Origin of the sequence: Paenibacillus sp. FSL H7-0690, assembly GCF_037980415.1 — a bacterium.
Taxonomy (GTDB): domain Bacteria; phylum Bacillota; class Bacilli; order Paenibacillales; family Paenibacillaceae; genus Paenibacillus_AQ; species Paenibacillus_AQ odorifer.
Genome location: NZ_CP150281.1, coordinates 5,500,103 through 5,522,725 on the forward strand (window position 1 = coordinate 5,500,103; position 22,623 = coordinate 5,522,725).

General features: G+C 45.3%; 15 protein-coding genes, 8 tRNA genes and 3 rRNA genes. 2 read left to right on the forward strand and 24 right to left on the reverse strand.

Features of this window, described 5'->3' with window-relative positions; translation table 11 throughout:
- Positions 1–14 precede the first annotated feature (14 nt).
- Genes MHI32_RS24235 through MHI32_RS24245 form a run of 3 tightly spaced genes read right to left on the reverse strand, consistent with a single transcriptional unit; the run spans position 15 to position 2,737 of the window.
- A complete protein-coding gene (locus MHI32_RS24235) occupies positions 15–1,223 on the reverse strand; it encodes a hypothetical protein (RefSeq protein WP_076185530.1) in 1,209 nt (402 codons plus the stop codon).
- Positions 1,216–2,079 carry an ABC transporter ATP-binding protein gene (locus tag MHI32_RS24240; protein WP_076220372.1) on the reverse strand — a complete coding sequence of 288 codons (864 nt, stop codon included), beginning with the start codon at positions 2,077–2,079 and terminating at the stop codon, positions 1,216–1,218. Before MHI32_RS24240 ends, MHI32_RS24235 begins: the two co-directional genes overlap by 8 nt.
- Positions 2,069–2,737 carry a hypothetical protein gene (locus MHI32_RS24245; RefSeq protein WP_036687472.1) on the reverse strand — a complete coding sequence of 223 codons (669 nt, stop codon included), beginning with the start codon at positions 2,735–2,737 and terminating at the stop codon, positions 2,069–2,071. Before MHI32_RS24245 ends, MHI32_RS24240 begins: the two co-directional genes overlap by 11 nt.
- 458 nt (positions 2,738–3,195) lie before the next feature.
- Here MHI32_RS24245 and MHI32_RS24250 point away from each other — a divergent pair, with 458 nt between their 5' ends.
- Complete coding sequence (locus MHI32_RS24250; protein ID WP_339244607.1) at positions 3,196–3,483, forward strand: transposase; 288 nt, start codon at positions 3,196–3,198, stop codon at positions 3,481–3,483.
- Between the two features lie 262 nt (positions 3,484–3,745).
- The gene (locus MHI32_RS24255) at positions 3,746–3,910 is read left to right on the forward strand and encodes a hypothetical protein (RefSeq protein WP_139331146.1); all 165 of its coding nucleotides are present in this window, start codon (positions 3,746–3,748) and stop codon (positions 3,908–3,910) included.
- Positions 3,911–4,409: 499 nt separating this feature from the next.
- On the opposite strand, the gene MHI32_RS24260 is transcribed toward MHI32_RS24255, so the two are convergent.
- From MHI32_RS24260 to MHI32_RS24360, 21 genes are all read right to left on the reverse strand, one after another.
- Positions 4,410–4,488: transfer RNA gene (locus tag MHI32_RS24260), tRNA-Leu, on the reverse strand.
- 19 nt (positions 4,489–4,507) lie between these two features.
- Positions 4,508–4,584 (reverse strand) — tRNA-Arg (locus tag MHI32_RS24265).
- A gap of 10 nt (positions 4,585–4,594) precedes the next feature.
- Positions 4,595–4,669: transfer RNA gene (locus tag MHI32_RS24270), tRNA-Gly, on the reverse strand.
- A gap of 36 nt (positions 4,670–4,705) precedes the next feature.
- Positions 4,706–4,778 (reverse strand) — tRNA-Lys (locus tag MHI32_RS24275).
- 14 nt (positions 4,779–4,792) lie between these two features.
- A tRNA-Asp gene (locus MHI32_RS24280) sits at positions 4,793–4,870 on the reverse strand.
- A gap of 25 nt (positions 4,871–4,895) precedes the next feature.
- Positions 4,896–4,972, reverse strand: a tRNA-Met gene (locus tag MHI32_RS24285).
- 89 nt (positions 4,973–5,061) lie between these two features.
- A tRNA-Val gene (locus MHI32_RS24290) sits at positions 5,062–5,137 on the reverse strand.
- Between the two features lie 89 nt (positions 5,138–5,226).
- Positions 5,227–5,301 (reverse strand) — tRNA-Glu (locus MHI32_RS24295).
- Between the two features lie 619 nt (positions 5,302–5,920).
- A 5S ribosomal RNA gene (gene rrf, locus MHI32_RS24300) occupies positions 5,921–6,037 on the reverse strand.
- Positions 6,038–6,183: 146 nt separating this feature from the next.
- Positions 6,184–9,109 (reverse strand): 23S ribosomal RNA (locus tag MHI32_RS24305).
- A gap of 262 nt (positions 9,110–9,371) precedes the next feature.
- Positions 9,372–10,929, reverse strand: a 16S ribosomal RNA gene (locus tag MHI32_RS24310).
- The 16S, 23S and 5S rRNA genes sit together here, the layout of an rRNA operon.
- Positions 10,930–11,382: 453 nt before the next feature.
- Positions 11,383–13,149, reverse strand: coding sequence for a LysM peptidoglycan-binding domain-containing protein (locus tag MHI32_RS24315; RefSeq protein WP_340011112.1), 1,767 nt, complete (start codon positions 13,147–13,149; stop codon positions 11,383–11,385).
- Between the two features lie 304 nt (positions 13,150–13,453).
- Positions 13,454–14,335: a branched-chain-amino-acid transaminase gene (ilvE, locus tag MHI32_RS24320; RefSeq protein ID WP_036685189.1), complete on the reverse strand. Its 882-nt coding sequence runs from the start codon at positions 14,333–14,335 to the stop codon at positions 13,454–13,456.
- A 4-nt stretch (positions 14,336–14,339) separates the two neighbouring features.
- Positions 14,340–15,227, reverse strand: a complete 888-nt coding sequence (gene pheA, locus MHI32_RS24325) for a prephenate dehydratase (protein WP_036685188.1) — start codon at positions 15,225–15,227, stop codon at positions 14,340–14,342.
- Positions 15,224–16,201, reverse strand: a complete 978-nt coding sequence (gene thrB / locus MHI32_RS24330; protein WP_038573028.1) for a homoserine kinase — start codon at positions 16,199–16,201, stop codon at positions 15,224–15,226. The genes pheA and thrB overlap by 4 nt, the downstream gene beginning before the upstream one ends.
- A gap of 59 nt (positions 16,202–16,260) precedes the next feature.
- Positions 16,261–17,547, reverse strand: a complete 1,287-nt coding sequence (locus MHI32_RS24335) for a homoserine dehydrogenase (protein ID WP_036685184.1) — start codon at positions 17,545–17,547, stop codon at positions 16,261–16,263.
- A gap of 33 nt (positions 17,548–17,580) precedes the next feature.
- Positions 17,581–18,018 (reverse strand): ACT domain-containing protein, encoded by a 438-nt coding sequence (locus MHI32_RS24340; RefSeq protein WP_038573029.1) that lies wholly within the window; start codon positions 18,016–18,018, stop codon positions 17,581–17,583.
- A 158-nt stretch (positions 18,019–18,176) separates the two neighbouring features.
- Entirely contained in the window at positions 18,177–19,538 is a 1,362-nt protein-coding gene (locus tag MHI32_RS24345; protein WP_340011115.1) for a hypothetical protein, read from the reverse strand.
- A gap of 66 nt (positions 19,539–19,604) precedes the next feature.
- Positions 19,605–20,381 carry a hypothetical protein gene (locus MHI32_RS24350; protein ID WP_038573031.1) on the reverse strand — a complete coding sequence of 259 codons (777 nt, stop codon included), beginning with the start codon at positions 20,379–20,381 and terminating at the stop codon, positions 19,605–19,607.
- A 14-nt stretch (positions 20,382–20,395) separates the two neighbouring features.
- The gene (locus MHI32_RS24355) at positions 20,396–21,142 is read right to left on the reverse strand and encodes a hypothetical protein (protein ID WP_076129386.1); all 747 of its coding nucleotides are present in this window, start codon (positions 21,140–21,142) and stop codon (positions 20,396–20,398) included.
- A 10-nt stretch (positions 21,143–21,152) separates the two neighbouring features.
- Positions 21,153–22,475: an SPFH domain-containing protein gene (locus tag MHI32_RS24360; protein WP_038573034.1), complete on the reverse strand. Its 1,323-nt coding sequence runs from the start codon at positions 22,473–22,475 to the stop codon at positions 21,153–21,155.
- Between the last annotated feature and the right edge of the window lie 148 nt (positions 22,476–22,623).

Sequence of the window (22,623 nt, forward strand, 5' to 3'; positions counted from 1 at the left end):
TCACCTACCTTCCTCTACTGTAAATAATATCTTCTCATCCATATAGAGATACCGATTCGAGATAAGAGAATGTACACAGTACCCAGAAACAGGGCGACAAAAACATAAGGAAATACAGTATTACCCACAAAATATAATTTCTCTATGCCTATAAGATTATTGATAAAGTTCTGGGGCATGAAGACCATCACTTTTTCAATCAGCGCCCCCCTCCCCATCTGATAAGTATTTACGAGATAAAAATAAATCAGTGAAAGTGCTAATACCAGTTTCCCTCTTTTAAAAACCACGGACAAAAACAGGATAAGATGCGTCACGACAAGTGTGGAAAAGTATCCCATGGAAATATAGAGTAACCCCTCTTGAAGCTGATTCATAGAATAAAATGTAATTGTTCCGATTTGAACCGAAGAGTCCCAGCCGTGCAGCGTATACACTGCGGTAATAAATAGCAGTATGATCGCAATATACACAAAATAGGCTATCGTAGAAAACACACAAGCGGCACCAAGCTTGTAGCTGAGCAGCCTCCTCCTGCTCTCCTTGGTGGATAAGGTCACCTTGTCAATTCCTTTGCTGCTGTTTTTGGAGAATCCTTCGCATAGGATAAAGGCCAAGAACATAAAGAAAAGGTAGATCGTATTTAATAAACCTATTTTCAGGTACTCCCAGCCACTATCGTATTTGAATAAAAATGGGGTGGGTACTTTTTGCATTTTCTGGGATATGATTTCGATTTGTTTCTCTGTATAAGGAAATAGATTTTGTTCAGTGGATAAATATTCGGTAAAACTGCCCTTCCAATCTACATAAAAATTGGAGAGCTGCTCATCCGTTAAATTTAAGCTGTTATCGAGAACACGGTACTTTATATATGGAAAGTTCAGTTCCCAGTTCAGCGCATCGTGAGGAAAAGTTAATCTTTTTCCCAACTTGCGATCTGTATCTACTTCGCCTTCAATATAAGGTTTGTCCACGCTGTTTTCGTAGTTTTGTTTCATTTGTAATAAATAATCCGTCGTCATCGTGCCCTCAACCGTGCGCTCCCTTAAAATTTTCCAGCCTCCAAGACCGCTATGTATGGTTCCCTCATCATCCAAGACATCTATACTCTTGGCGGTTTGAATCCAGGGGATCAGAATAATAGTGAGAAAGAGTAGGCTGATAATTACTGTATTTTTATTTAATATTTTTTTCAGTTCTAATGGAATGAAATTACGCATGGCTCCCACTCCCTAAGTAGATGTAGTAATCTTCCAGCGTGGGCTCGCATACGATTGCGCCTGATTCCTTTTCTCCCAAGTAACGGACATTAACAACGTTTTCTTCCTGCCGGATCCGTACGATCAGGTGCTCCTTTTTAAAGGAGGCCAGTCGCTCTCTGTCCATCTCCTCAGTAAATACTTTTCCTTTAATCCCGGATAACATCTTTTGCACATTACCTTGCTCTTTAATTTTCCCCTGATTTAGGATGATCACATTGGTGGTAATTGCTTCGATATCCGAAATAATGTGGGTAGAAAACAAGATGATCTTGTCCTGTCCCATTTCGCTTATGATGTTTGAAAAACGGATTCGCTCATGGGGGTCAAGCCCAGCGGTGGGCTCGTCAAAAATTAATATCTTCGGATCGTTAATAATGGCTTGGGCAATGCCCACCCGCCTTTTCATCCCTCCGGAAAAGGTTTTGACCTTTTTATTAGCAACATTCTCCAGGTTGACAAACTGTAATACCTCTGGAACTTTGTGCATCAGTTCTTTTTTTGACAACCCCTTCAGTGCTCCCATATATTCCAGATATTCTGTTGCTGTAAACGCGGAATAAACCTCGAAATCCTGGGGAATATATCCCACAAGATTCCGGTAGTCGTCGTTCATATGGAAGATATCCTTGCCGTTAAAGGTAACCTTACCACTAGTTTGATGGTCAATTGCCACAAGGATTCTCATCAAGGTGCTTTTCCCTGCCCCATTATCTCCCAAAAGCCCATACACACCTTCAGGCAATGTAAAATTTAGTTCACTGATTGCCCGTTTCATTCCAAATGTTCTTGTTAAATTCTCCGCTTTAATTTCCATCGCTAATTTCCTCTCTCAATTGATATACGTCTCCTTCCGAGAGAACTTGCCATTCTTCTCCCGTAGACTTTCTACCTAACAGGAGGTTGGTATATTCTCCGTCCAGCTTTTTCACTTCCCATGCGAACAGATTTTCATTTTCGAATCCTGCTATGATACCTGTTTTTTCTTCCTTGTATAGAATATTTTGGATTCTCGGATCATCAGTGTTTCCCCTAGTGCCATTGTCCGCTGGTTCGGGAAACCGATCTGAATTTTCTCTCATGTATGCATCAACTGTTTTGTAGATGCCTGTTATATCCTCGATAGAAAGAGATGGAACTTCTATTGTTGGCCTAATTGAAGACTCTTTTCTTCCTTGCTCCCGATAAGTTCTTTCATTTTTTTTCCTCCCTTCATCAAGACGTTTGTCCAAAGCAATATCCTCAAAAGTCCTTTTATCATCTAGCGTTGCATCCTTTGGAGATTCCTCATTGCCCGGATTCTTATTCTCTGACTTTACATCCTTCGGATTATTATCTAAGGTAATTAAATCCTCTGAGATGGTTTTATCATCCTGTATGCTTGCATATTCTGAGTAGCTGCTTTGATTTTGGAAGTAGAGGCTTCCTCCAATCAAAATGGTTATAGTTAATACAAACATTAAGATTTTTTTCACTAAGACACCTCCATTTTTTATATGTAATTCTACATTTTATCGTTTATTTCAACTGACTTAATCTTTCGTATAACTTTAATTTATCACCAATTTTCTCAACTTCCATTTTATACCTATTCTTCTTGGTACAAATTATAGATTGAACACCTTAAAAATCTAGGTGTGTAGATCTTAAATTTTTATTAACAAATGGTTGTCAATGGTATTATGAGTAAAATCTCCTGAATGATAGATCTTGGAATCAGTCTGTAGCCGAATTTTTTGTATGACCATTTCGCATCACTATAAAAAATTGAACAGCTTCATCCGAAAAAATCGGTAATTGAAAAGATAAAGAGAACAAGAACAAATAAAACTTCCGTTTTATTGAACAGTGGTATTATCCCCTTCAAGTAGACACTCGAAAAAAACTACATGTTATCATGGAGATTCGAGTAACACTTGGAGGGGATATTTTTATGGCGAAAAAAGGACAAACATTTCAGATGTATACAGAAGCATTTAAATTAAAGGCGGTTAGAACCTACTTAGATGGATCATCTAGCTATACGATCATAGCTGAACAACAAGGTATCCGTAGTTGCACGCAATTGAAGGTTTGGGTGAGAAAATGGAAAAACGGAGATTCTTTCGATGAACGTAAAAATGAGGAAAAAGAGATGAATCCTAGGAAAGGTCGCTCTCGCACGTCCTTTGGTAGTGTCGAACAAGAAAGTGACTACCTGAAAGCGCAGGTGGATATTTAAAAAAGCGGTATCCAAATCTAATAAAGGAGAAGCTCCCAGGCAGCGAGAGAACTACGCTACCCGCATCATATTACAGACCTCATAGCGATTGCAGGGATATCACGGACCAGTTACTACAAATGGCTAGCTACATAGCCTAAGCGTCAGAGCCAGGAATGACAAAAATCAAGAGATCAAGGAACACATGATGGCCATTCATTTTTCGCATCCAGATTTAGGCTATCCTCGCATTTCGACTGCCATGTAGGAGGCAGGCTTCAACGTGAATCACAAGAAAGTATGGCGAATCATGAAAGAACTATCGATCAAATCTATCATTCGAAAGAATCGAAGACAGTCTAGTTATACCCTTTCTATCGTTTTCCCGAATCGCTTAAAACGTAAATTTCATGCCACAGCACCACAGCACCACAGCAAAAAATGGTAACGGATATTACCTATATTTCGGACGGAACTAACTTTCATTACTTATCCGTCATACAAGATCTATTCAACAACGAGATTGTCACTTTGCAATTGTCAGAACGTAACGATGTTCAACTCGTGTTGGATACGGTTACGAAGTGGACAAGAAAAAGAGACGTACATTGGAAGCCGTGCTCCATTCGGTTCAGGGCTTCCAATACACGTCTCAGGCATACAATACAGGATTAGAGGTATTCGGCATTAAAGGCAGCACTCTCGCAAAGCTACCTCCCTAGATAATGCATGTTTCGAATCCTTCTTTTCGCATCTCAAAACAGAGGAGTTGTACCTCAAACAGTGTAATTCAAGAGCGGAAATATCACCGCTTTCAAGCAAAACTATCGGTGCGCGCTGGCAGCATAGCTTTTTTCATTTGTCTACTTGACAGGGGTATGACCAATACTCAGAAAATAAAAAAACTTGTAAAATTGCTGAAAGCAATCTTACAAGTTTTTTCGATATACCGGTGAGAGGACTCGAACCTCCACGGTTTCCCTCTCGATTTTGAGTCGAGCGCGTCTGCCATTCCGCCACACCGGCAAAGTATTAAGTTAAAATATGGCGCGCCCTGAGAGATTCGAACTCCCGGCCTTTTGATTCGTAGTCAAACGCTCTATCCAGCTGAGCTAAGGGCGCAAAATTTATATGGAGCGGACGACGGGAATCGAACCCGCGACCCTCGCCTTGGCAAGGCGATGCTCTACCGCTGAGCCACGTCCGCACACGGTATGTATTGATGTCCGACTCACTAAAGAAGTGAGCCATGAAGGACTCGAACCTTCGACACCCTGATTAAAAGTCAGGTGCTCTACCAACTGAGCTAATGGCTCATAAAGCAAGAAAATGGCGGAACCGACGGGATTCGAACCCGCGGTCTCCTGCGTGACAGGCAGGCATGTTAGGCCAACTACACCACGGTTCCAGAAGAATAATTGCTTAATGAAAATTGGTTGCGGGGGCAGGATTTGAACCTGCGACCTTCGGGTTATGAGCCCGACGAGCTACCGGGCTGCTCCACCCCGCGTCAGTAAAAAAGTATTAATTCCCTTGGATCCCCCGGAAAGTATCCAGAATCCTCAGTGAAGCATTAACTTCACTTTTGGGGATGTGTTATGGTGGAGGCTGAGGGGATCGAACCCCCGACCCTCTGCTTGTAAGGCAGATGCTCTCCCAGCTGAGCTAAGCCTCCATGTAAAGAAGCAACTTAATTATCATAACATAATCAAATCTGTAATGCAACCTTTTTTTCTAGAAGTCTGAAGCTGTTTCAAGAAGAAATGGTGACCCGTATGGGATTCGAACCCATGTTACCTCCGTGAAAGGGAGGTGTCTTAACCCCTTGACCAACGGGCCGTTTTAAAAACAAATTGTTTTGACAACAAAAAAGATTATATCATGTATTATTAAGTATAGCAATACCTAAACTAATTATTTTTCTTTTTACTCTTCCCTAGGTAATAGATTGATATGAAGCTTTTGAGCTATTATCTCAACGATTTCACCTATAGTTCTATCATTCGTGTCTAGATGCTGCTTAAATACCTCGTGATCAAGCCCTCTGATGCACCTGTCGATCTGCTGAGCAGCCCAAGAGTCTTTTCCTTCACTCTAATGCTTAATCTCTTAAGCAAGGTCTCTCGGCAGGCACACAAACTAAAATGATAAAGCTCTATACCTCCATCAATTAACTTGCTGATGATTTCCCTGCAATAATCCGGATTCACTAGGGTCATAGGTACGATAATTATTCCATCATATTCGCTAGCTATGTTTTTCTTCGATAAATTTCATTTGCGGTTTCTGTCTTCCCTGGACCAAAAGCACCATTGATCCATATAATCATGATCATTTGCCTCCATGAACTAATTTTCATTCAAAAACCACTTCACAGTGATTGCCTATCCTTATAATAAACTGCTAAACATCGTACAACAAAAAGACCACTGTCGAATACTCAACAGTGGTCTTGCGTGCTTGGCAACGTCCTACTCTCCCAGGACCCTTCGGTCCAAGTACCATCGGCGCTGGAGGGCTTAACGGTCGTGTTCGGGATGGGTACGCGTGGAACCCCTCCGCTATCGCCACCAAACGGGCATTTGCGGTACAAATGCATTATTCAGGTCTCAGCATCGCCAAATGCTGAAAACAAATTCATCATCACACAGTCACTTGGACTATATAAATCTGAGCTTGATGCCTGAAAACTGAATCCGAAACGAATCTGCATTCTAACTATAGGATAAGCCCTCGACCGATTAGTATTGGTCAGCTCCATGCATTGCTGCACTTCCACCTCCAACCTATCTACCTCGTCGTCTTCAAGGGGTCTTACTAATTGGGAAATCTCATCTTGAGGGGGGCTTCACGCTTAGATGCTTTCAGCGCTTATCCCGTCCGTACGTAGCTACCCAGCCATGCTCCTGGCGGAACAACTGGTGCACCAGCGGTACGTCCATCCCGGTCCTCTCGTACTAAGGACAGCTCCTCTCAAATTTCCTGCGCCCACGACAGATAGGGACCGAACTGTCTCACGACGTTCTGAACCCAGCTCGCGTACCGCTTTAATGGGCGAACAGCCCAACCCTTGGGACCTACTTCAGCCCCAGGATGCGATGAGCCGACATCGAGGTGCCAAACCTCCCCGTCGATGTGGACTCTTGGGGGAGATAAGCCTGTTATCCCCAGGGTAGCTTTTATCCGTTGAGCGATGGCCCTTCCATGCGGTACCACCGGATCACTAAGTCCGACTTTCGTCCCTGCTCGACTTGTAGGTCTCGCAGTCAAGCTCCCTTATGCCTTTGCACTCTGCGAATGATTTCCAACCATTCTGAGGGAACCTTGGAACGCCTCCGTTACTCTTTAGGAGGCGACCGCCCCAGTCAAACTGCCCGCCTGACACGGTCCCCGTACCCGATAAGGGTACTAGGTTAGAACCTAGATACGATCAGGGTGGTATCCCAACGGCGCCTCCACCGAAGCTTGCGCTCCGATTTCTACGGCTCCCACCTATCCTGTACAGATCGTACCCAAATTCAATATCAAGCTGCAGTAAAGCTCCATGGGGTCTTTCCGTCTTGTCGCGGGTAACCTGCATCTTCACAGGTATTAAAATTTCACCGGATCTCTCGTTGAGACAGCGCCCAAGTCGTTACGCCATTCGTGCGGGTCAGAATTTACCTGACAAGGAATTTCGCTACCTTAGGACCGTTATAGTTACGGCCGCCGTTTACTGGGGCTTCGGTTCATAGCTTCGGGTTACCCCTAACCACTCCCCTTAACCTTCCAGCACCGGGCAGGCGTCAGCCCGTATACTTCGCCTTGCGGCTTCGCACAGACCTGTGTTTTTGCTAAACAGTCGCTTGGGCCTTTTCACTGCGGCCCCCTCGTGCTATTCACACTACCGGGGCACCCCTTCTCCCGAAGTTACGGGGTCATTTTGCCGAGTTCCTTAACGAGAGTTCTTCCGCGCGCCTTAGAATTCTCTTCTCGCCTACCTGTGTCGGTTTGCGGTACGGGCACCTTCTCCTGGCTAGAGGCTTTTCTTGGCAGTGTGAGATCATGACCTTCGCTACTACAATTTTCGCTCCCCATCACAGCCCAGCCTTAATGATGTGCGGATTTGCCTACACATCAGCCTCACTGCTTAGACGGACATCCATCAGTCCGCGTCACTACCCTCCTGCGTCACCCCATCGCTCATAGCGGATTACGGTGGTACAGTAATTTCAAACTGTTGTCCTTCGACTACGCCTTTCGGCCTCGCCTTAGGTCCCGACTTACCCTGAGCGGACGAGCCTTCCTCAGGAAACCTTGGGCTTTCGGCGGATCAGATTCTCACTGATCTTTTCGTTACTCATACCGGCATTCTCACTTGTGTAGTGTCCAGCGCTCTTTTCAGTACACCTTCAACCCCTACACAACGCTCCCCTACCCCAGATACATAGTATCTAGCCATAGCTTCGGTGGTGTGTTTAGCCCCGTTACATTTTCGGCGCAGAGTCACTCGACCAGTGAGCTATTACGCACTCTTTCAATGGTGGCTGCTTCTAAGCCAACATCCTGGTTGTCTGTGCAACTCCACATCCTTTCCCACTTAACACACACTTGGGGACCTTAGCTGATGGTCTGGGCTGTTTCCCTTTTGACAATGGATCTTAGCACTCACTGTCTGACTCCCGGCAATAAGTATATGGCATTCGGAGTTTGACTGAGCTTGGTAATCCTTGCGGACCCCGCACCCAATCAGTGCTCTACCTCCACTACTCTTATACCGAGGCTAGCCCTAAAGCTATTTCGGGGAGAACCAGCTATCTCCGAGTTCGATTGGAATTTCTCCGCTACCCCCACCTCATCCCCGCACTTTTCAACGTACGTGGGTTCGGGCCTCCAGTGCGTGTTACCGCACCTTCACCCTGGACAGGGGTAGATCACACGGTTTCGGGTCTACGTCCACATACTAATTCGCCCTATTCAGACTCGCTTTCGCTGCGGCTCCACCTTCTCGGCTTAACCTTGCATGTTAAACGTAACTCGCCGGTTCATTCTACAAAAGGCACGCCATCACCCATTAATAGGGCTCTGACTTTTTGTAAGCACACGGTTTCAGGTTCTATTTCACTCCCCTTCCGGGGTGCTTTTCACCTTTCCCTCACGGTACTGTTTCACTATCGGTCGCCAGGTAGTATTTAGCCTTAGCAGATGGTCCTGCTGGATTCATACGGGGTTTCACGTGCCCCGCACTACTCGGGATCCGTCTCGGAGAGAATACAGTTTAGGTTACAGGGCTTTTACCTCTATCGCGGGCCTTTCCAGACCTCTTCACCTACCATATTCCTTTGTAACTCCATGTGAGACGTCCCACAACCCCTAAGAGCAAGCTCTTAGGTTTAGGCTGTTCCGCGTTCGCTCGCCGCTACTGACGGAATCACTATTGTTTTCTCTTCCTCAGGGTACTTAGATGTTTCAGTTCCCCTGGTCTGCCTCTACATTTCCTATGTATTCAGAAATGAGTAACTGCGAATTACCACAGCTGGGTTTCCCCATTCGGACACCCCCGGATCAAAGCTTGCTTACAGCTCCCCGAGGCAGTTTCGTTGTTCGCCACGTCCTTCGTCGGCTCCTGGCGCCTAGGCATCCTCCGTGTGCTCTTATTAGCTTAACCTTGATTTTTCCGCAGGAAAATATCATACGATGACATTCTCTTTGGAATCATCTCACTAATAACATTTACTTGTTTACACAAGTTGCTAAAAGATGTTCTAAAACGCAAATTCGTTTCGGTATCCAGTTTTCAAGGATCAAGTCTTACTTGAGAGCTTAAACTCTCAAAACTGAGCAACGAGTGAGTAACAGGCCTAAACCTGAGTTTTGGAAGCTGAGCTTCCGATTTGAATGTCCTCATTGCAGAGAACGATTCTCCATAGAAAGGAGGTGATCCAGCCGCACCTTCCGATACGGCTACCTTGTTACGACTTCACCCCAATCATCTACCCCACCTTCGGCGGCTGGCTCCCTTGCGGGTTACCCCACCGACTTCGGGTGTTGTAAACTCTCGTGGTGTGACGGGCGGTGTGTACAAGACCCGGGAACGTATTCACCGCGGCATGCTGATCCGCGATTACTAGCAATTCCGACTTCATGCAGGCGAGTTGCAGCCTGCAATCCGAACTGAGACCGGCTTTGATGGGATTGGCTCCACCTCGCGGCTTCGCTTCCCGTTGTACCGGCCATTGTAGTACGTGTGTAGCCCAGGTCATAAGGGGCATGATGATTTGACGTCATCCCCACCTTCCTCCGGTTTGTCACCGGCAGTCACTCTAGAGTGCCCAGCATTACCTGCTGGCAACTAAAGTTAAGGGTTGCGCTCGTTGCGGGACTTAACCCAACATCTCACGACACGAGCTGACGACAACCATGCACCACCTGTCTCCTCTGTCCCGAAGGCCGCTGCTATCTCTAGCAGATTCAGAGGGATGTCAAGACCTGGTAAGGTTCTTCGCGTTGCTTCGAATTAAACCACATACTCCACTGCTTGTGCGGGTCCCCGTCAATTCCTTTGAGTTTCAGTCTTGCGACCGTACTCCCCAGGCGGAGTGCTTACTGTGTTAACTTCGGCACCAAGGGTATCGAAACCCCTAACACCTAGCACTCATCGTTTACGGCGTGGACTACCAGGGTATCTAATCCTGTTTGCTCCCCACGCTTTCGCGCCTCAGCGTCAGTTACAGCCCAGAAAGTCGCCTTCGCCACTGGTGTTCCTCCACATATCTACGCATTTCACCGCTACACGTGGAATTCCACTTTCCTCTTCTGTACTCAAGCCACCCAGTTTCCAGTGCGACCTCAGGTTGAGCCCAAGGTTTAAACACCAGACTTAAATAGCCGCCTGCGCGCGCTTTACGCCCAATAATTCCGGACAACGCTTGCCCCCTACGTATTACCGCGGCTGCTGGCACGTAGTTAGCCGGGGCTTTCTTCTCAGGTACCGTCACTCCGGTAGCAGTTACTCTACCGGACGTTCTTCCCTGGCAACAGAGCTTTACGATCCGAAAACCTTCATCACTCACGCGGCGTTGCTCCGTCAGGCTTTCGCCCATTGCGGAAGATTCCCTACTGCTGCCTCCCGTAGGAGTCTGGGCCGTGTCTCAGTCCCAGTGTGGCCGTTCACCCTCTCAGGTCGGCTACGCATCGTCGCCTTGGTGGGCCGTTACCCCACCAACTAGCTAATGCGCCGCAGGCCCATCCCTCAGTGACAGATTGCTCCGTCTTTCATTCTTCTCTCAGGAGAAAAAAGAAATTATCCGGTATTAGCTACCGTTTCCGGTAGTTATCCCAGTCTGAAGGGCAGGTTGCCTACGTGTTACTCACCCGTCCGCCGCTAAGTTATTTTGAAAGCAAGCTTTCAAAATAACTCCGCTCGACTTGCATGTATTAGGCACGCCGCCAGCGTTCGTCCTGAGCCAGGATCAAACTCTCCAATTAGTATTGAAAAGAGCGATATGCTCATTTTGAAACATCTGACGAGAAAATTAATTCTCTAATTTGGATTTCACTTACGTGATTTCCTACTCACTCGTTGTTCAGTTTTCAAAGATCAAGTTCTCGTTGGCGCCGTTTAATGTCTCAGCAGCAACTCTTATAATATATCATGCTTTCTGATTTATTGCAACTCTTTTTTTTCAAAGTTCTTTGCAATCTAATTCAGATTATCATTCACCAACCGAAAGCTTTATAGTTCCTCTTTGCGACTGGATTTATAATGTACCATATATCCCTACATAAAAACAACACTTAAAAATTTATATTTTATAAATAAGTGCTTTTGCCCCACTTTATTTAACATCTTTTATCCCTATTTACCTATAAAAAAACGTGTAGATTCTAAGGATACAGAATCTACACGTAAGTCAAACAACGGCTTAATATATAAATTTATTAGTTTGAAATCCAAGGATTTCTACGTTTTTTAGTACTCGCTGCTGAACCTTGAGATTTCGTAGCAGTTTTGCTTTTCTTGCTACTAGGTTGACCTGAGGTCTTTGCTTTTTTGCCTGTTGCTGTTTCCTTTGCTACATTCCCCTTATTCTTGAGAGATGCGTTAGAAGTTGACTCATCACTCTCTGTTCTAGCCGTTTCGGGAGATTCCTGCACGAACGCTTCAGGTTCTTGAATTTCCGGCACCCGATTATGCTGCGAATAATTACCTATCCCTGGATACTGCGGATTGGATGGAATATTAGAGTTATCCGGTCCACCAAATGCTCCAAGCGTAGAAGTAGGTACCGTTCCCTGATTAGGCATTCCTGCTCCATATGCGGAAAAAGCGTTTGGATTCCCATATTCAGGATAGGTGTTATATACAGGCATGTCATATGAATAAGTTTGCACTGGTTGAATATGCACGCCTCCGCACCCACAAGTTGGCCAAGGAAGGTTCGGCGTCTGTCCTCCATATTGAGGAACAGCATACGGGGAGAAATCCCCGCCAACATTCATGCCAGCAACATTAGCCTCCATCGGATTCCACTGTCCTGGACTCATATTAGGGGCAGCATTGGGATTCCATTGTTCTGGGCTCACGTTAGGCGCTGCATTGGGATTCCATTGCTCTGGGCTTATGTTTGGCGCGGCATTTGGATTCCATTGTTCTGGGCTTATGTTTGGCGCGGCATTTGGATTCCACTGTTCCGGGCTTATGTTTGGCGCGGCATTTGGATTCCACTGTTCTGGGCTTATGTTTGGCGCGGCATTGGGATTCCACTGTTCTGGACTCATATTAGAATACATATTGCCCGAAAAATAACATGGTGAAATACATTCTGGTGCATAAGCCATTGGCTGAACATAACTTGGTGCCCAGTTCATGTTCATATTAGGGCTATTTTGATATGAATCATAGAGATAAGGATTTCCTCCCAGGCCCGGGTATCCGTTGGAATTGTCCCATGAGCAATCATTGTCTGCTTTCTTCTCAGCTTTAGGTGCTTCTTGTTGAGCAATCGGTTCTTGATTTGGAACCGTAATCTGAACAAATAAACTCTGCATTTCAATTTCTTGCACTGGAGCAACTTCCATTTGCATATTAGGCGCAGGATTGGGTGCAATGTTTTGTGTATTAATAGGGGCGATGTTTAGCGATGGGTGTGGTGCAGAATTGGATTCAGGTGAGATATTTGTCACTGGTTTAGGTGCAGGTTTAGCTTCTGGCTTGGTCTCTGGTTTTACTTCTGGTTTAGTTTCTGGTTTAGGTGCAGGCACTACCTCAGCAGCAGGCTGTTCTTTAGGACCTGTATATTCCTTGCCACCCACCTGCGTTTTCTCTGAGGCGTTAGAAGGTGTATACCCAGGCTGTGTCGGTGAGGTATTGGATACTTTTTTAGGAATATTAACTACTTCCCCTAGCATAAGTACATTTGGATTCTTTAGTTGGGGATTGGCCTCAACCATATCCTTTAAAGGAATTCCCCAGGCTTTAGATAATTTCCACAAGGTATCTCCTTGTTTAACGGTGTGCTTGTAGTAAACTTCACTGTTCTCCGGTACGGATACAGGGGCCGTAGGTATTTTCACTTTGTCTCCAACCGCTAACACATTCGGATTACTGATCTGCGGGTTTGCTTCAATAATTTTTTGTAACGGCACTCCGTACTTTTGCGATAAGGCATACAAACTATCGCCTTGTTTGACAATGTGTATTTTCACGTAGCATTAACCTCCTAAAAGTTTTGTGGAGTATTGCTTTCTTTACAGCTACACAGCAAAACTGACTTCGAAAGCAAACACCCTTTTCATGGAACATTGCTCTCTTACAAAGTTATATGCGGTACAGCCGCCTCCTTCGTTACTACATCTTATGCAGCCCATGGGCGAATGACATCCCCGAAATAAAAAAAATCCTTTCATGATCCATGAAAAGATTAACCGGAGACTCCCGTTTTCTTCTGCATGTATGCATAAAAGGACTTCTGATGCGTATTCAATGCTATTTACGTTGTATGATTAGTCTTTATTCCCAAACCTTGTAGCCATCTTTATCAACCACATTACGGAACTCTTCGAGCAGCTTCAAAGTGATTGGACCCGCTTGTCCTTCACCAATGATCCGGCCGTCAATTTCACGTGCAGCAATAACCTCAGCAGCTGTGCCAGTGAAGAACACCTCGTCCGCTATATAAACATCATGCATTGTGAACGGTTCTTCTTTCAGTTTAATACCTAATTTCTCGCAGAGCTCAATGATCGCCAGACGGGTAATTCCTTCAAGGGCTCCCAAGTAACATGGAGGAGTGAAAACTACACCATTTTTGATGATGAAAATGTTATCGCCCGAACCCTCAGTAACATAACCTTGAGCGTTCATCATGATGGCTTCGTCGGCTTCTGCCAAGTTGGATTGGATTTTTACTAGGATATTGTTTAGGTAATTAAGCGATTTGATCTTTGGATTGAGTGCATCCGGAATATTACGGCGTTGGGACACAGAAACTGCACGAAGTCCGTTCAAATACGCTTGTTCTGGGTAAATAGCCAGTTGCTCAACGATAATAATTACACTAGCTTTTGGACAACGACGCGGATCAAGACCTAAGTTCCCTGGTCCCCGGGAGACGATCAGTCGAATATAGCCATTCCGCATGTCGTTAAGACGAATCGTTTCAGCCATAGCTTCCAGCATCTCATCATACGTTAGCGGAATGTCCAGCATGATCGATTTTGCCGAATCATACAGTCTGTCCAAATGCTCTTTACATTTAAATATATTGCCGTTATAGATACGGATACCTTCAAAAATGCCGTCTCCATACAAAAAACCGTGATCAAAAACGGATACCTTTGCATTTTCCTTCGTTACGTGTTGTCCATCCAAATAGATCCATTGCTCAGCCATGAATTTACTGCACCTCCGCTTTCTCTTCCTCATAGGTGTATGTGGGATACGAGCCCAGAATCCTTACCTGACAGCCTAAAGCACTAATTTCTTCAATAGCCCCTGGCAGCAGAACAGATTCTATCGGTTCCAGCACATCAATATAAAAATAATAAGTACCCAGCTTCTTCTTCGTTGGTCGTGATTCAATACGCGATAAATTCAGTTTCCGCCAGGAAAAAGCAGCAAGCACCTGATGCAAGGCACCTGGAAAATCCTCTGGCAGCGTTACTAGAACACTCGTCTTTACTCCTGTGCTGCTCCGCGGAAGATCTATCTTCTGTGGACCAACCAGGACAAACCGTGTGTAGTTGTTGTTGTGATCTGTAATTTGCCGATCTACAATCTCCAGCCCATGAGTAGCGGCGCCAAGAGCGGTACCGATAGCAGCCCAGCCCTTGCCGGGATTGTTTTTGACGATTTCCACAGCTTCAGAGGTACTTCCGACCGACTCCAGTTCAGCCCAAGGGGCATGCTTACGAACAAATTGCATGCATTGCGCCATTGCTACGGGGTGCGAAAGGATTTTTACCATCTTGGTGAAATCCTTGTTGCCGTCTGTATCTGTGAATTCCCTTGGGTTACCGATAAGATTCTGTATCGATGGAAAAATCCATTCCGTCTGCATTGGCAGATCCACTTCATTGATGAGCCAATCGATGTGAAGACTAACTGAGCCTTCAATGGTATTTTCAATCGGAATCACGCTGTAATCGGTGGTACCATTCGCCGTAGAGAGAAATACATCGGAAATTAACTTGTGATGCACAAGCTTTACAGGTTCACCGTTAAACAAATGCAGCAGCGCTTCGTGGGATACCGAGCCCTGCGGCAATACCGCTATTGATTTCATGACCGTACTCCTTTTATCATATCCAAAAATGATACGTTTTGCATCTCGTTTATTTCGAGCAGCTCTGTAGTAACTCCAGAAGCACAAGGTGTTAACCAGCAGGTCCGAGCGGAAATGCCATGTTCCTGCATCGTATTCTTCAAGAAGGCCTCAAGCTCACTCTTACGGGTCTCTTGGCGATCCACTAAACATAGCAGAGTCGGTCCAGCACCGCTAAGTGCGATCCCTAAAGCACCGTGTTCAGGAGCTTCTGCGAGCAGCTTCTCCATGCCCGGTATAAGCGGTGCACGATACGGCTGATGCAGGCGATCCTGCATCGCTCTGCTAAGCAGGTCAAGCCGGCCTGATGCCAGCGAAGCCGTCAATAGAGAGGTTCTGCTGATGTTGTACACAGCATCACTAACTGAGATTTCTGTTGGAAGCAATCCCCGCGCTTTTGTGGTTTCCAGTTCAAATTCAGGAATAACCACCAGCACCTCAAGATTTTGTGGTGGTTCTAGCCGAACATAATCCGCATGTTCACCATCCCACACGGCAGTAATAATGCCGCCAAACAAGGAGGCACCCACATTATCGGGATGTTTCTCAAGCTGGGTAGCCATATCAAACAGCTTAGCATTATCCAGCGGAGAGCCAATCATTGTGTTCGCTGCGGCCATTCCGCCAATAATAGCTGAGGCACTGCTGCCGAGTCCACGCGTAAGCGGAATTTCCGAGTACATGGATATCGATAATTCAGGCACCGTAACGCCTGCCTCTGCAAATACCATTTGAGCGACCTTATAGAGTAAATTGCTCTTATCCTGAGCCACTCCATTCATCTCATCACCATATAGATGAAAAACAGTCTCCTCTGCTTCCTCCATCTCAATCCAGGCATATAGCGGCAATGCCATACCCAGAGTATCGAAGCCCGGACCAAGATTGGCAGTACTAGCAGGCACTTTAACCCTAGCTCTTCCGTAAATACTCATAACAGGTACAATCTCCTTACTATGTTTTGAAATATGAAAGTATTAGTTCAGTGGCTTGGTTAACCTTCCACACGATAATGGCTCTTAATCCGGCGGATGACTTTCAGCTCCTCGAAATGGCGCAGCACTTTGTTCATGCTTGCTTTACTAGCGTTATGAGTGACAATAATGATCTCCGCATCAGGATTATTGGGATTGGCTTGCTGAACTACTGAATCCAAACTTACATCATATTCGGCAAACACTTGAGTAATCTTAGCCAATACCCCTGCTTTATCATCAACATGCAGAAGCAAAAAGTTTTTATAAAAAATAGCTTCATCACTCTTAAGCTTTTTCTGCTTGTAAGGTACTTTTTGCTTCAATCCATTCACACCTAGTTTAAGGTTCTTAATGACAGCTACCAAATCAGCTACCACTGAGGTTGCAGTTGGCATTGCGCCCGCACCCGCACCGTAGAACATGGTCTCTCCCACTGCTTCCCCGTATACGTAAACTGCGTTGAACACGCCATTGACGGAAGCCAAGGGATGACTAGCCCGAATCAAGGTTGGCTGAACACTGATGCTGAATTCTTCATCCTGACGTTCAGCGATGCCTAACAGCTTAATTTCATATCCGAGACGTTTCGCAAAGGCGATATCCGCCTTACTCACCTGAGAAATCCCACTCACACTTACATCATGCAGCTCCACATTAGTACGGAAACCTAAGGTTCCGAGAATCGCCATTTTGCGGGCCGCGTCCAGGCCTTCCACATCCGAGGTTGGATCAGACTCTGCGTATCCCAGATCCTGCGCTTCTTTTAACACATCATTATAGGAAGCGCCTTCTTGGCTCATTTTGGTTAGTATGTAATTAGTCGTTCCATTCACGATACCTATAATCTTCATAATCTTATCTGAGGAAAAGCCCTCGATAAGTGTGCGGATAATCGGAATGCCTCCTGCTACGCTAGCCTCATAAAAGACATCACATTGCTTCTCCTGCGCCTTAGCAAGAATCTCCGAGCCGTGCAGCGCCATCAAATCCTTGTTCGCAGTTACGACATGTTTACCGCGTTCCAAAGCTTCAAGAATATATTCTTTGGTTCCCGCGATTCCCCCCATAACTTCAACGATGACATCAATTTCAGGATCACGAATCACATCCCATGGATCTGTCGTTATTTTAGCAGGATCAACCTCGATTTCGCGTGGTTTATTAGAATTATTCACAGCTATACGTTCAATGACAATTGAAGAGCCTACCTGGCTGCTTAAATCCTCTTGATTCCCTTCCACGATACGAACTACACCTGTGCCTACTGTTCCCAGGCCCAGCAACCCCACTTTAACCGGCTTCATCTGTCTCCTCCTAAAAGTTTACGAATATAGTTCCTATCCCTGTCCAACAATTAAAGCACGCTTCACTCCTGGAATCTCTTTCAGACTATCCAGCATCTCTCCGAGTTCCTCATTTAAGTGTGAAATTTCTACGGAGATCACCACATTTGCCCGCCCTTGCAGCGGAATACTCTGGTGAATCGTCAACACATTAGCCCCATGTCCCGCTACAGAGCCTAGTACCTTGGAAAGCATTCCAGATTCGTGCTCCAAATCCATGGAAATCGTAACGATCCGCTCTCGTTCGAGCTGATGGATCAAGTGAATTCCATCCTTGTATTTATAAAAAGCGCTTCGGCTTAATCCCACCTGCTCTACACCTTCATTTACGGTCTTCGCATCCCCGGCCTCAAGCAATTGTTTAACCTGCATAGTCTTAAGTACAGCATCAGGCAATATGTCCTCCCGGACCAAATAATAGCGTTCTCTCACGAACGTCCTCACCTCAAAGACTTTTGTGTTTTCTTAGTGGACATTATATCGGAAAAGGCTTGTAAAATGCAATAACTTTATCTGGATGCTCCAAGGCCGGGTAGTTAGGTGTAGTAAAACCCCCGGATTCCCGGGGGCAGAAGGCAATCGTATGTACACTAGCTGTATGGAATCGTCGTCCCGCAATAGTCACAGATTTTATCCTGCCCTGGAAGTACTCTACTCTTAGCACCGCAACTCGGACAAACGATGGATTTCGGCAGTTGGACAGGTGGCTTAGGCCTATTCTCCGGCAATGACTGCCGTCCAGATGATGGCTGGTTCTCTGTTGCCGCGGAGGGCTGTGCCCGGTCAGGATGTACAAGATTGGGCGGTTGTTTATCTAAGAGCTTAACACGTCCTTCATAATAGACAAGATCAGAAGCAAGTAACCCCCATCTCACCAAATACCGTAGGTCTCTACGTACATCATCTTCACTTTGTTTCGTGATATCAGCTAAATTACCAATATGCCTAACATCATCCACTACGATCAGCATGAGATACTTCTTGCACAGAAAATCAAAGTTTTCTGTTGCGAAGGTAGCCCTCCCTGCAAAGCTGTCTGCCGGAATTATAAAGATCACGTAGAGGACCACCAGAATGATCAATAAAGTGTACCACTTAAAATCCCCTTTGTAGGTCCCCACGGCGAAGAGGACAGCAAGTTCCATAAAAGCTCCCATACATACATGATAGAGCAATTTGTAGTTAAATGATTTCCGCTCATTCTTATAATGAGTGCTTACAAAACGAAGCATCGCAAGTACAAACCCAAGCGGAGCAAACAAATAGGCAATCGCCATGATGATTCGATCAAACACTGTCTGGTCTCGTTTGTTACGGTAGCGAAGGTTATTCTCAGGCGCACGCACCAGTGCTTGTGCCCGTTTGGAATAAATAAGCTTCGGCGGCAATTTCACAAATGGATTGTCTACACGTCCTTCATAATAAACAATATCTGGAGAAAGCACTCCCTGATCTTTTAAATATTCCAAAACCTCGCGGACATTCTCTTCACTGAATCCGCGGATATCGGATAGGCTGCCGATATGCCTTATGCCGTCCACAAGAACCAATGCGATATAGTCATTGCAAAGATAGGTGAATCCCTCTCTCCATCCTACGGCCCTAACGGATAATTTGATGGCGGGAATCCTAAACAATGCGTAGATAATCACCAGCCTGATCAAGAGTGCGACATAATCGATTTGACCGAGTAGCTTGCTAATAATGAAATAGATCGCCAATTCTACAAAGGCACCCATACACGCATGATAAAACAGGTTAATATTGCTTGCTTTGCGCTGTCTCTTGGAATGTGTAGATAATAACCGAATGGCAGCCAATATAAAGCCAACCGGAGCAAATACATACGCAAACACAATAGTCGTATAATCAAACGCCGTCCGCTCATATTCATGCTTGTACACAGGTTTTCCCGATGCCGGCGGCTGTCTGCGTATATCCAATCCACTCATTTTGTCTTTAATCCCCTTATTTATGTAATCCTATATGCGATGAAGCTAATCTGTTGGTTGACGGCATTAATTGTACGGGATCTTCGTTCCACAGTAATCACAGCTTTTAGATTGGCTTGGGAGCACAGTATTCTGGGCTCCGCACCCCGGACAACGGATAGACTTAGGCAGTTGCGGCGGAGACTGAGGCTGCGCAGGTATTTGCTGCCCCGATGCTTGGGTTCTCCCCGTTCCTCCAAAGCCCGAAGTACTTTCAGGGTAACCTTGATTAGCTGCTGATGGTTCTGGCGTCTGGCGCCCTTCGGATAATGCGACATCAATATCAAGCAGTCCTTTATCCTTCAGATACTGGACATCTCTCCGTACATCACTTTCACTTTGGCCTATTCGTTCAGATATACTGCCAATATGCCGGATATTCTTATTTTGAATCAGCTCTATATAAGAAGTGTTAAGCTTAGAAAGGGTATATTTAGCTTTCGCTGTCACACTGGCCAGTATAAAAGCTGGAGTCAAAAACATGATTGCAATTAAAATAAGCGTTGATACTAATTCAGAAGTTCCAAATTCCCCATTGAGCGCACTAGAAAACATGGCAATAGAAAGTTCAACAAACCCACCAATAAATACATGCATCAGCAGATTGAGGTTAGTCGGTCTACGGTAATTTTTGTAATGCGTTGTCATCAAACGTAACAAGGCAAGCACAAGTCCAACTGGCATCAGTAGATAAGCAGCCGCGAGAATAACATAATCAAACCCGGTACGTTCGTATTTAAGCCGGGGAACGGCTGCATTTCCTCCCGGGAGCGGTGACGGCTCTTGTAGGTTCAAACTGTTCATGTAGTAAACTCCTCCTATTTAAGTGCCGCTAATTCACGGTTACGCCGCTGAAGTGTAGACTTTATACTCTCTGACATCTCATTTACTTCTACCTGCCAGCCCTCATGTGGCTCTTGGGTCGCCAGCAGTAGCTTCACGTGATCATGTAACAGAGAAATCTGCTGCTGCAGAATATCCTCTGTAGCATATAAAGACGGTTCTGATATCGGATCACTGTACTTAAATTTTTCCTCCAACATATCTAACACGTTCACTAGCTGCTCGGATTCGGAATTCTTCCAGCTACTAGCCAGCTCACTCATTTCAGTTAATTCGTTCTGATACCGCCGAAACTTTTGTAAAGACCTTTTGGCTTGCTGTTCCCCTGCCCCAGCATTCCACCCGTAAAGCCCTATCGCGGCCAAAGTGATCGCTCCTAACACAAGAATCAGCAATTGTTCGGCTGCGTACCACAAGGCGGGTAACTCCAGCAGCCAATCGAAGAGTAAGGCCGATACAAATACGATGGCTGCATAGATTCCCGTAATGATTGCGCCGCTGATAAGAACAGGCGGAGTCTGCTGAATGCTACTTGCCGTTCGGAGCCAAAAAATACAATAGCCATAGATTACACTTTCTGCTAGCAGAACCGCGGATAAAGAAATTATGAACCGAAACAGTGAGTCAGAGAAACCTAATCCAATAAACGAGAACACTGTCAGTACTATAGCTACCGCATAAATGATGGTAATAATGTATATATATCTCCTGCTTTTGTTCATTAGGTCCTCCTTAGCCTGCTTTTGTTCCGCACTCTGCACAGAATTTTTGTCCAGCTTTCAGCTCATGTCCACAGCCGCTGCATTTAATCACCATGCTGTCTCCACAATGAGGACAGAATTTCACCCCTGGCGCTACCATAGTCCCACATTTACCGCAAGCTTTAGGCATTTCTTTTCCACAGGAGACACAAGAAGCCGCTCCCTCAGGATTATCTGCTTTACAGGATGGGCAAGGACGATAAGGATTCCCGCAACCTGGACAGAACTTAGCTCCCGCATTTAGTTCATGCCCGCATTCAAAACATTTGATCTTGTTCGCAGAGGGAGAACCTTGCGGGTTGCCTCCAAGCGCCTGCCCACAACCGCTGCAGAACCGTCCCTCTACTGGATTCATAACTCCACACTTAGAGCAGGAACGCTGCTCTTGACGTATAACTGTAGTCCCTGAATCCAAGTTCATCCCTCTAGTCATACGGTTCACCATATCCATAGCGGGTCCAGCAAATCCCATTCCAAGTCCAAGCCCCATCCCGGTGTTCATCATGCCCACTCCAAGATTGCCAGGATTACCTGCCGCTTCTTCCATCGTGTCAAAACCACGCTCCTGCTGATAGGTGAAGCCCATGATATCCATTTCCGCTTTTTTAGCCAAAGCTTCCTTCAAACGAATCGTTGCCGGATCATCCTCTGGAATATTGATCGAATCAATATAGAAATTATTCAGCTCAATGCCATTATCCAAGAAAGCCGAGGCTAGTCGGCCCTGAATATGTTTGGAGATCTCTGCAACATAAGCATTAATCTCCAGTATGCTGATTTGCTTGTGCACAAGGTAAGAAGAAATAAGTTCATTTATATTCGACATCAGCAGTCCGCGGAAATAACTGATAAGTGTTTCATGATCAAACTGCGGGAGCGTCCCTACGAGCTTCAGCAAGAATTTTCGCGGATCATCGATTTTTACACCAAACTGCCCAAAAGAACGAACAGAAATCATAATTTTGTATTTGGGATCCTGAAGCTGCAAAGGTGAGCTCGTTCCCCATTTGACATTCATCGAATTCGTCTTATTCACATACCATACTTCAGCCGTAAATGGTGATTTTCCACCAAAAGGAAGATTAACGATATTGGATAAAATAGGTATATTAGCGGTGCTTAGCGTGTGCCGCCCAGCTGTAAAAGAATCAAGCGCTTGTCCGCCCTTGAATAGAATCGCTTCCTGGGATTCATTAACGATTAGTTGTGTCCATGTCCCCAGCTCCTGGTTAGGATATTTCCATGCAAATATACCTGGAGGACCGTCATACTTCACCACTTCTATAATTGCCATCTGCTATTCCTTCTTTCATTATCTTATATATAAATAACGTGTACGCTCCCAAATGGGAATTAGTGTATTTCGATATTTATTGTATACGATATATATCGTGTTTTGGGTTCTTTTATTGAAAAAAATTACTGATCTCCTCACAAAAAAA

Bases quoted from the DNA above. Each gene is read 5' to 3' on its own strand.
- MHI32_RS24235 (WP_076185530.1), bottom strand. From the start codon at position 1,223: ATGCGTAATTTCATTCCATTAGAACTGAAAAAAATATTAAATAAAAAT.
- MHI32_RS24240 (WP_076220372.1), bottom strand. From the start codon at position 2,079: ATGGAAATTAAAGCGGAGAATTTAACAAGAACATTTGGAATGAAACGG.
- MHI32_RS24250 (WP_339244607.1), top strand. From the start codon at position 3,196: ATGGCGAAAAAAGGACAAACATTTCAGATGTATACAGAAGCATTTAAA.
- ilvE (WP_036685189.1), bottom strand. From the start codon at position 14,335: ATGGCTGAGCAATGGATCTATTTGGATGGACAACACGTAACGAAGGAA.
- pheA (WP_036685188.1), bottom strand. From the start codon at position 15,227: ATGAAATCAATAGCGGTATTGCCGCAGGGCTCGGTATCCCACGAAGCG.
- thrB (WP_038573028.1), bottom strand. From the start codon at position 16,201: ATGAGTATTTACGGAAGAGCTAGGGTTAAAGTGCCTGCTAGTACTGCC.
- MHI32_RS24335 (WP_036685184.1), bottom strand. From the start codon at position 17,547: ATGAAGCCGGTTAAAGTGGGGTTGCTGGGCCTGGGAACAGTAGGCACA.
- MHI32_RS24345 (WP_340011115.1), bottom strand. From the start codon at position 19,538: ATGAGTGGATTGGATATACGCAGACAGCCGCCGGCATCGGGAAAACCT.
- MHI32_RS24350 (WP_038573031.1), bottom strand. From the start codon at position 20,381: ATGAACAGTTTGAACCTACAAGAGCCGTCACCGCTCCCGGGAGGAAAT.
- MHI32_RS24355 (WP_076129386.1), bottom strand. From the start codon at position 21,142: ATGAACAAAAGCAGGAGATATATATACATTATTACCATCATTTATGCG.
- MHI32_RS24360 (WP_038573034.1), bottom strand. From the start codon at position 22,475: ATGGCAATTATAGAAGTGGTGAAGTATGACGGTCCTCCAGGTATATTT.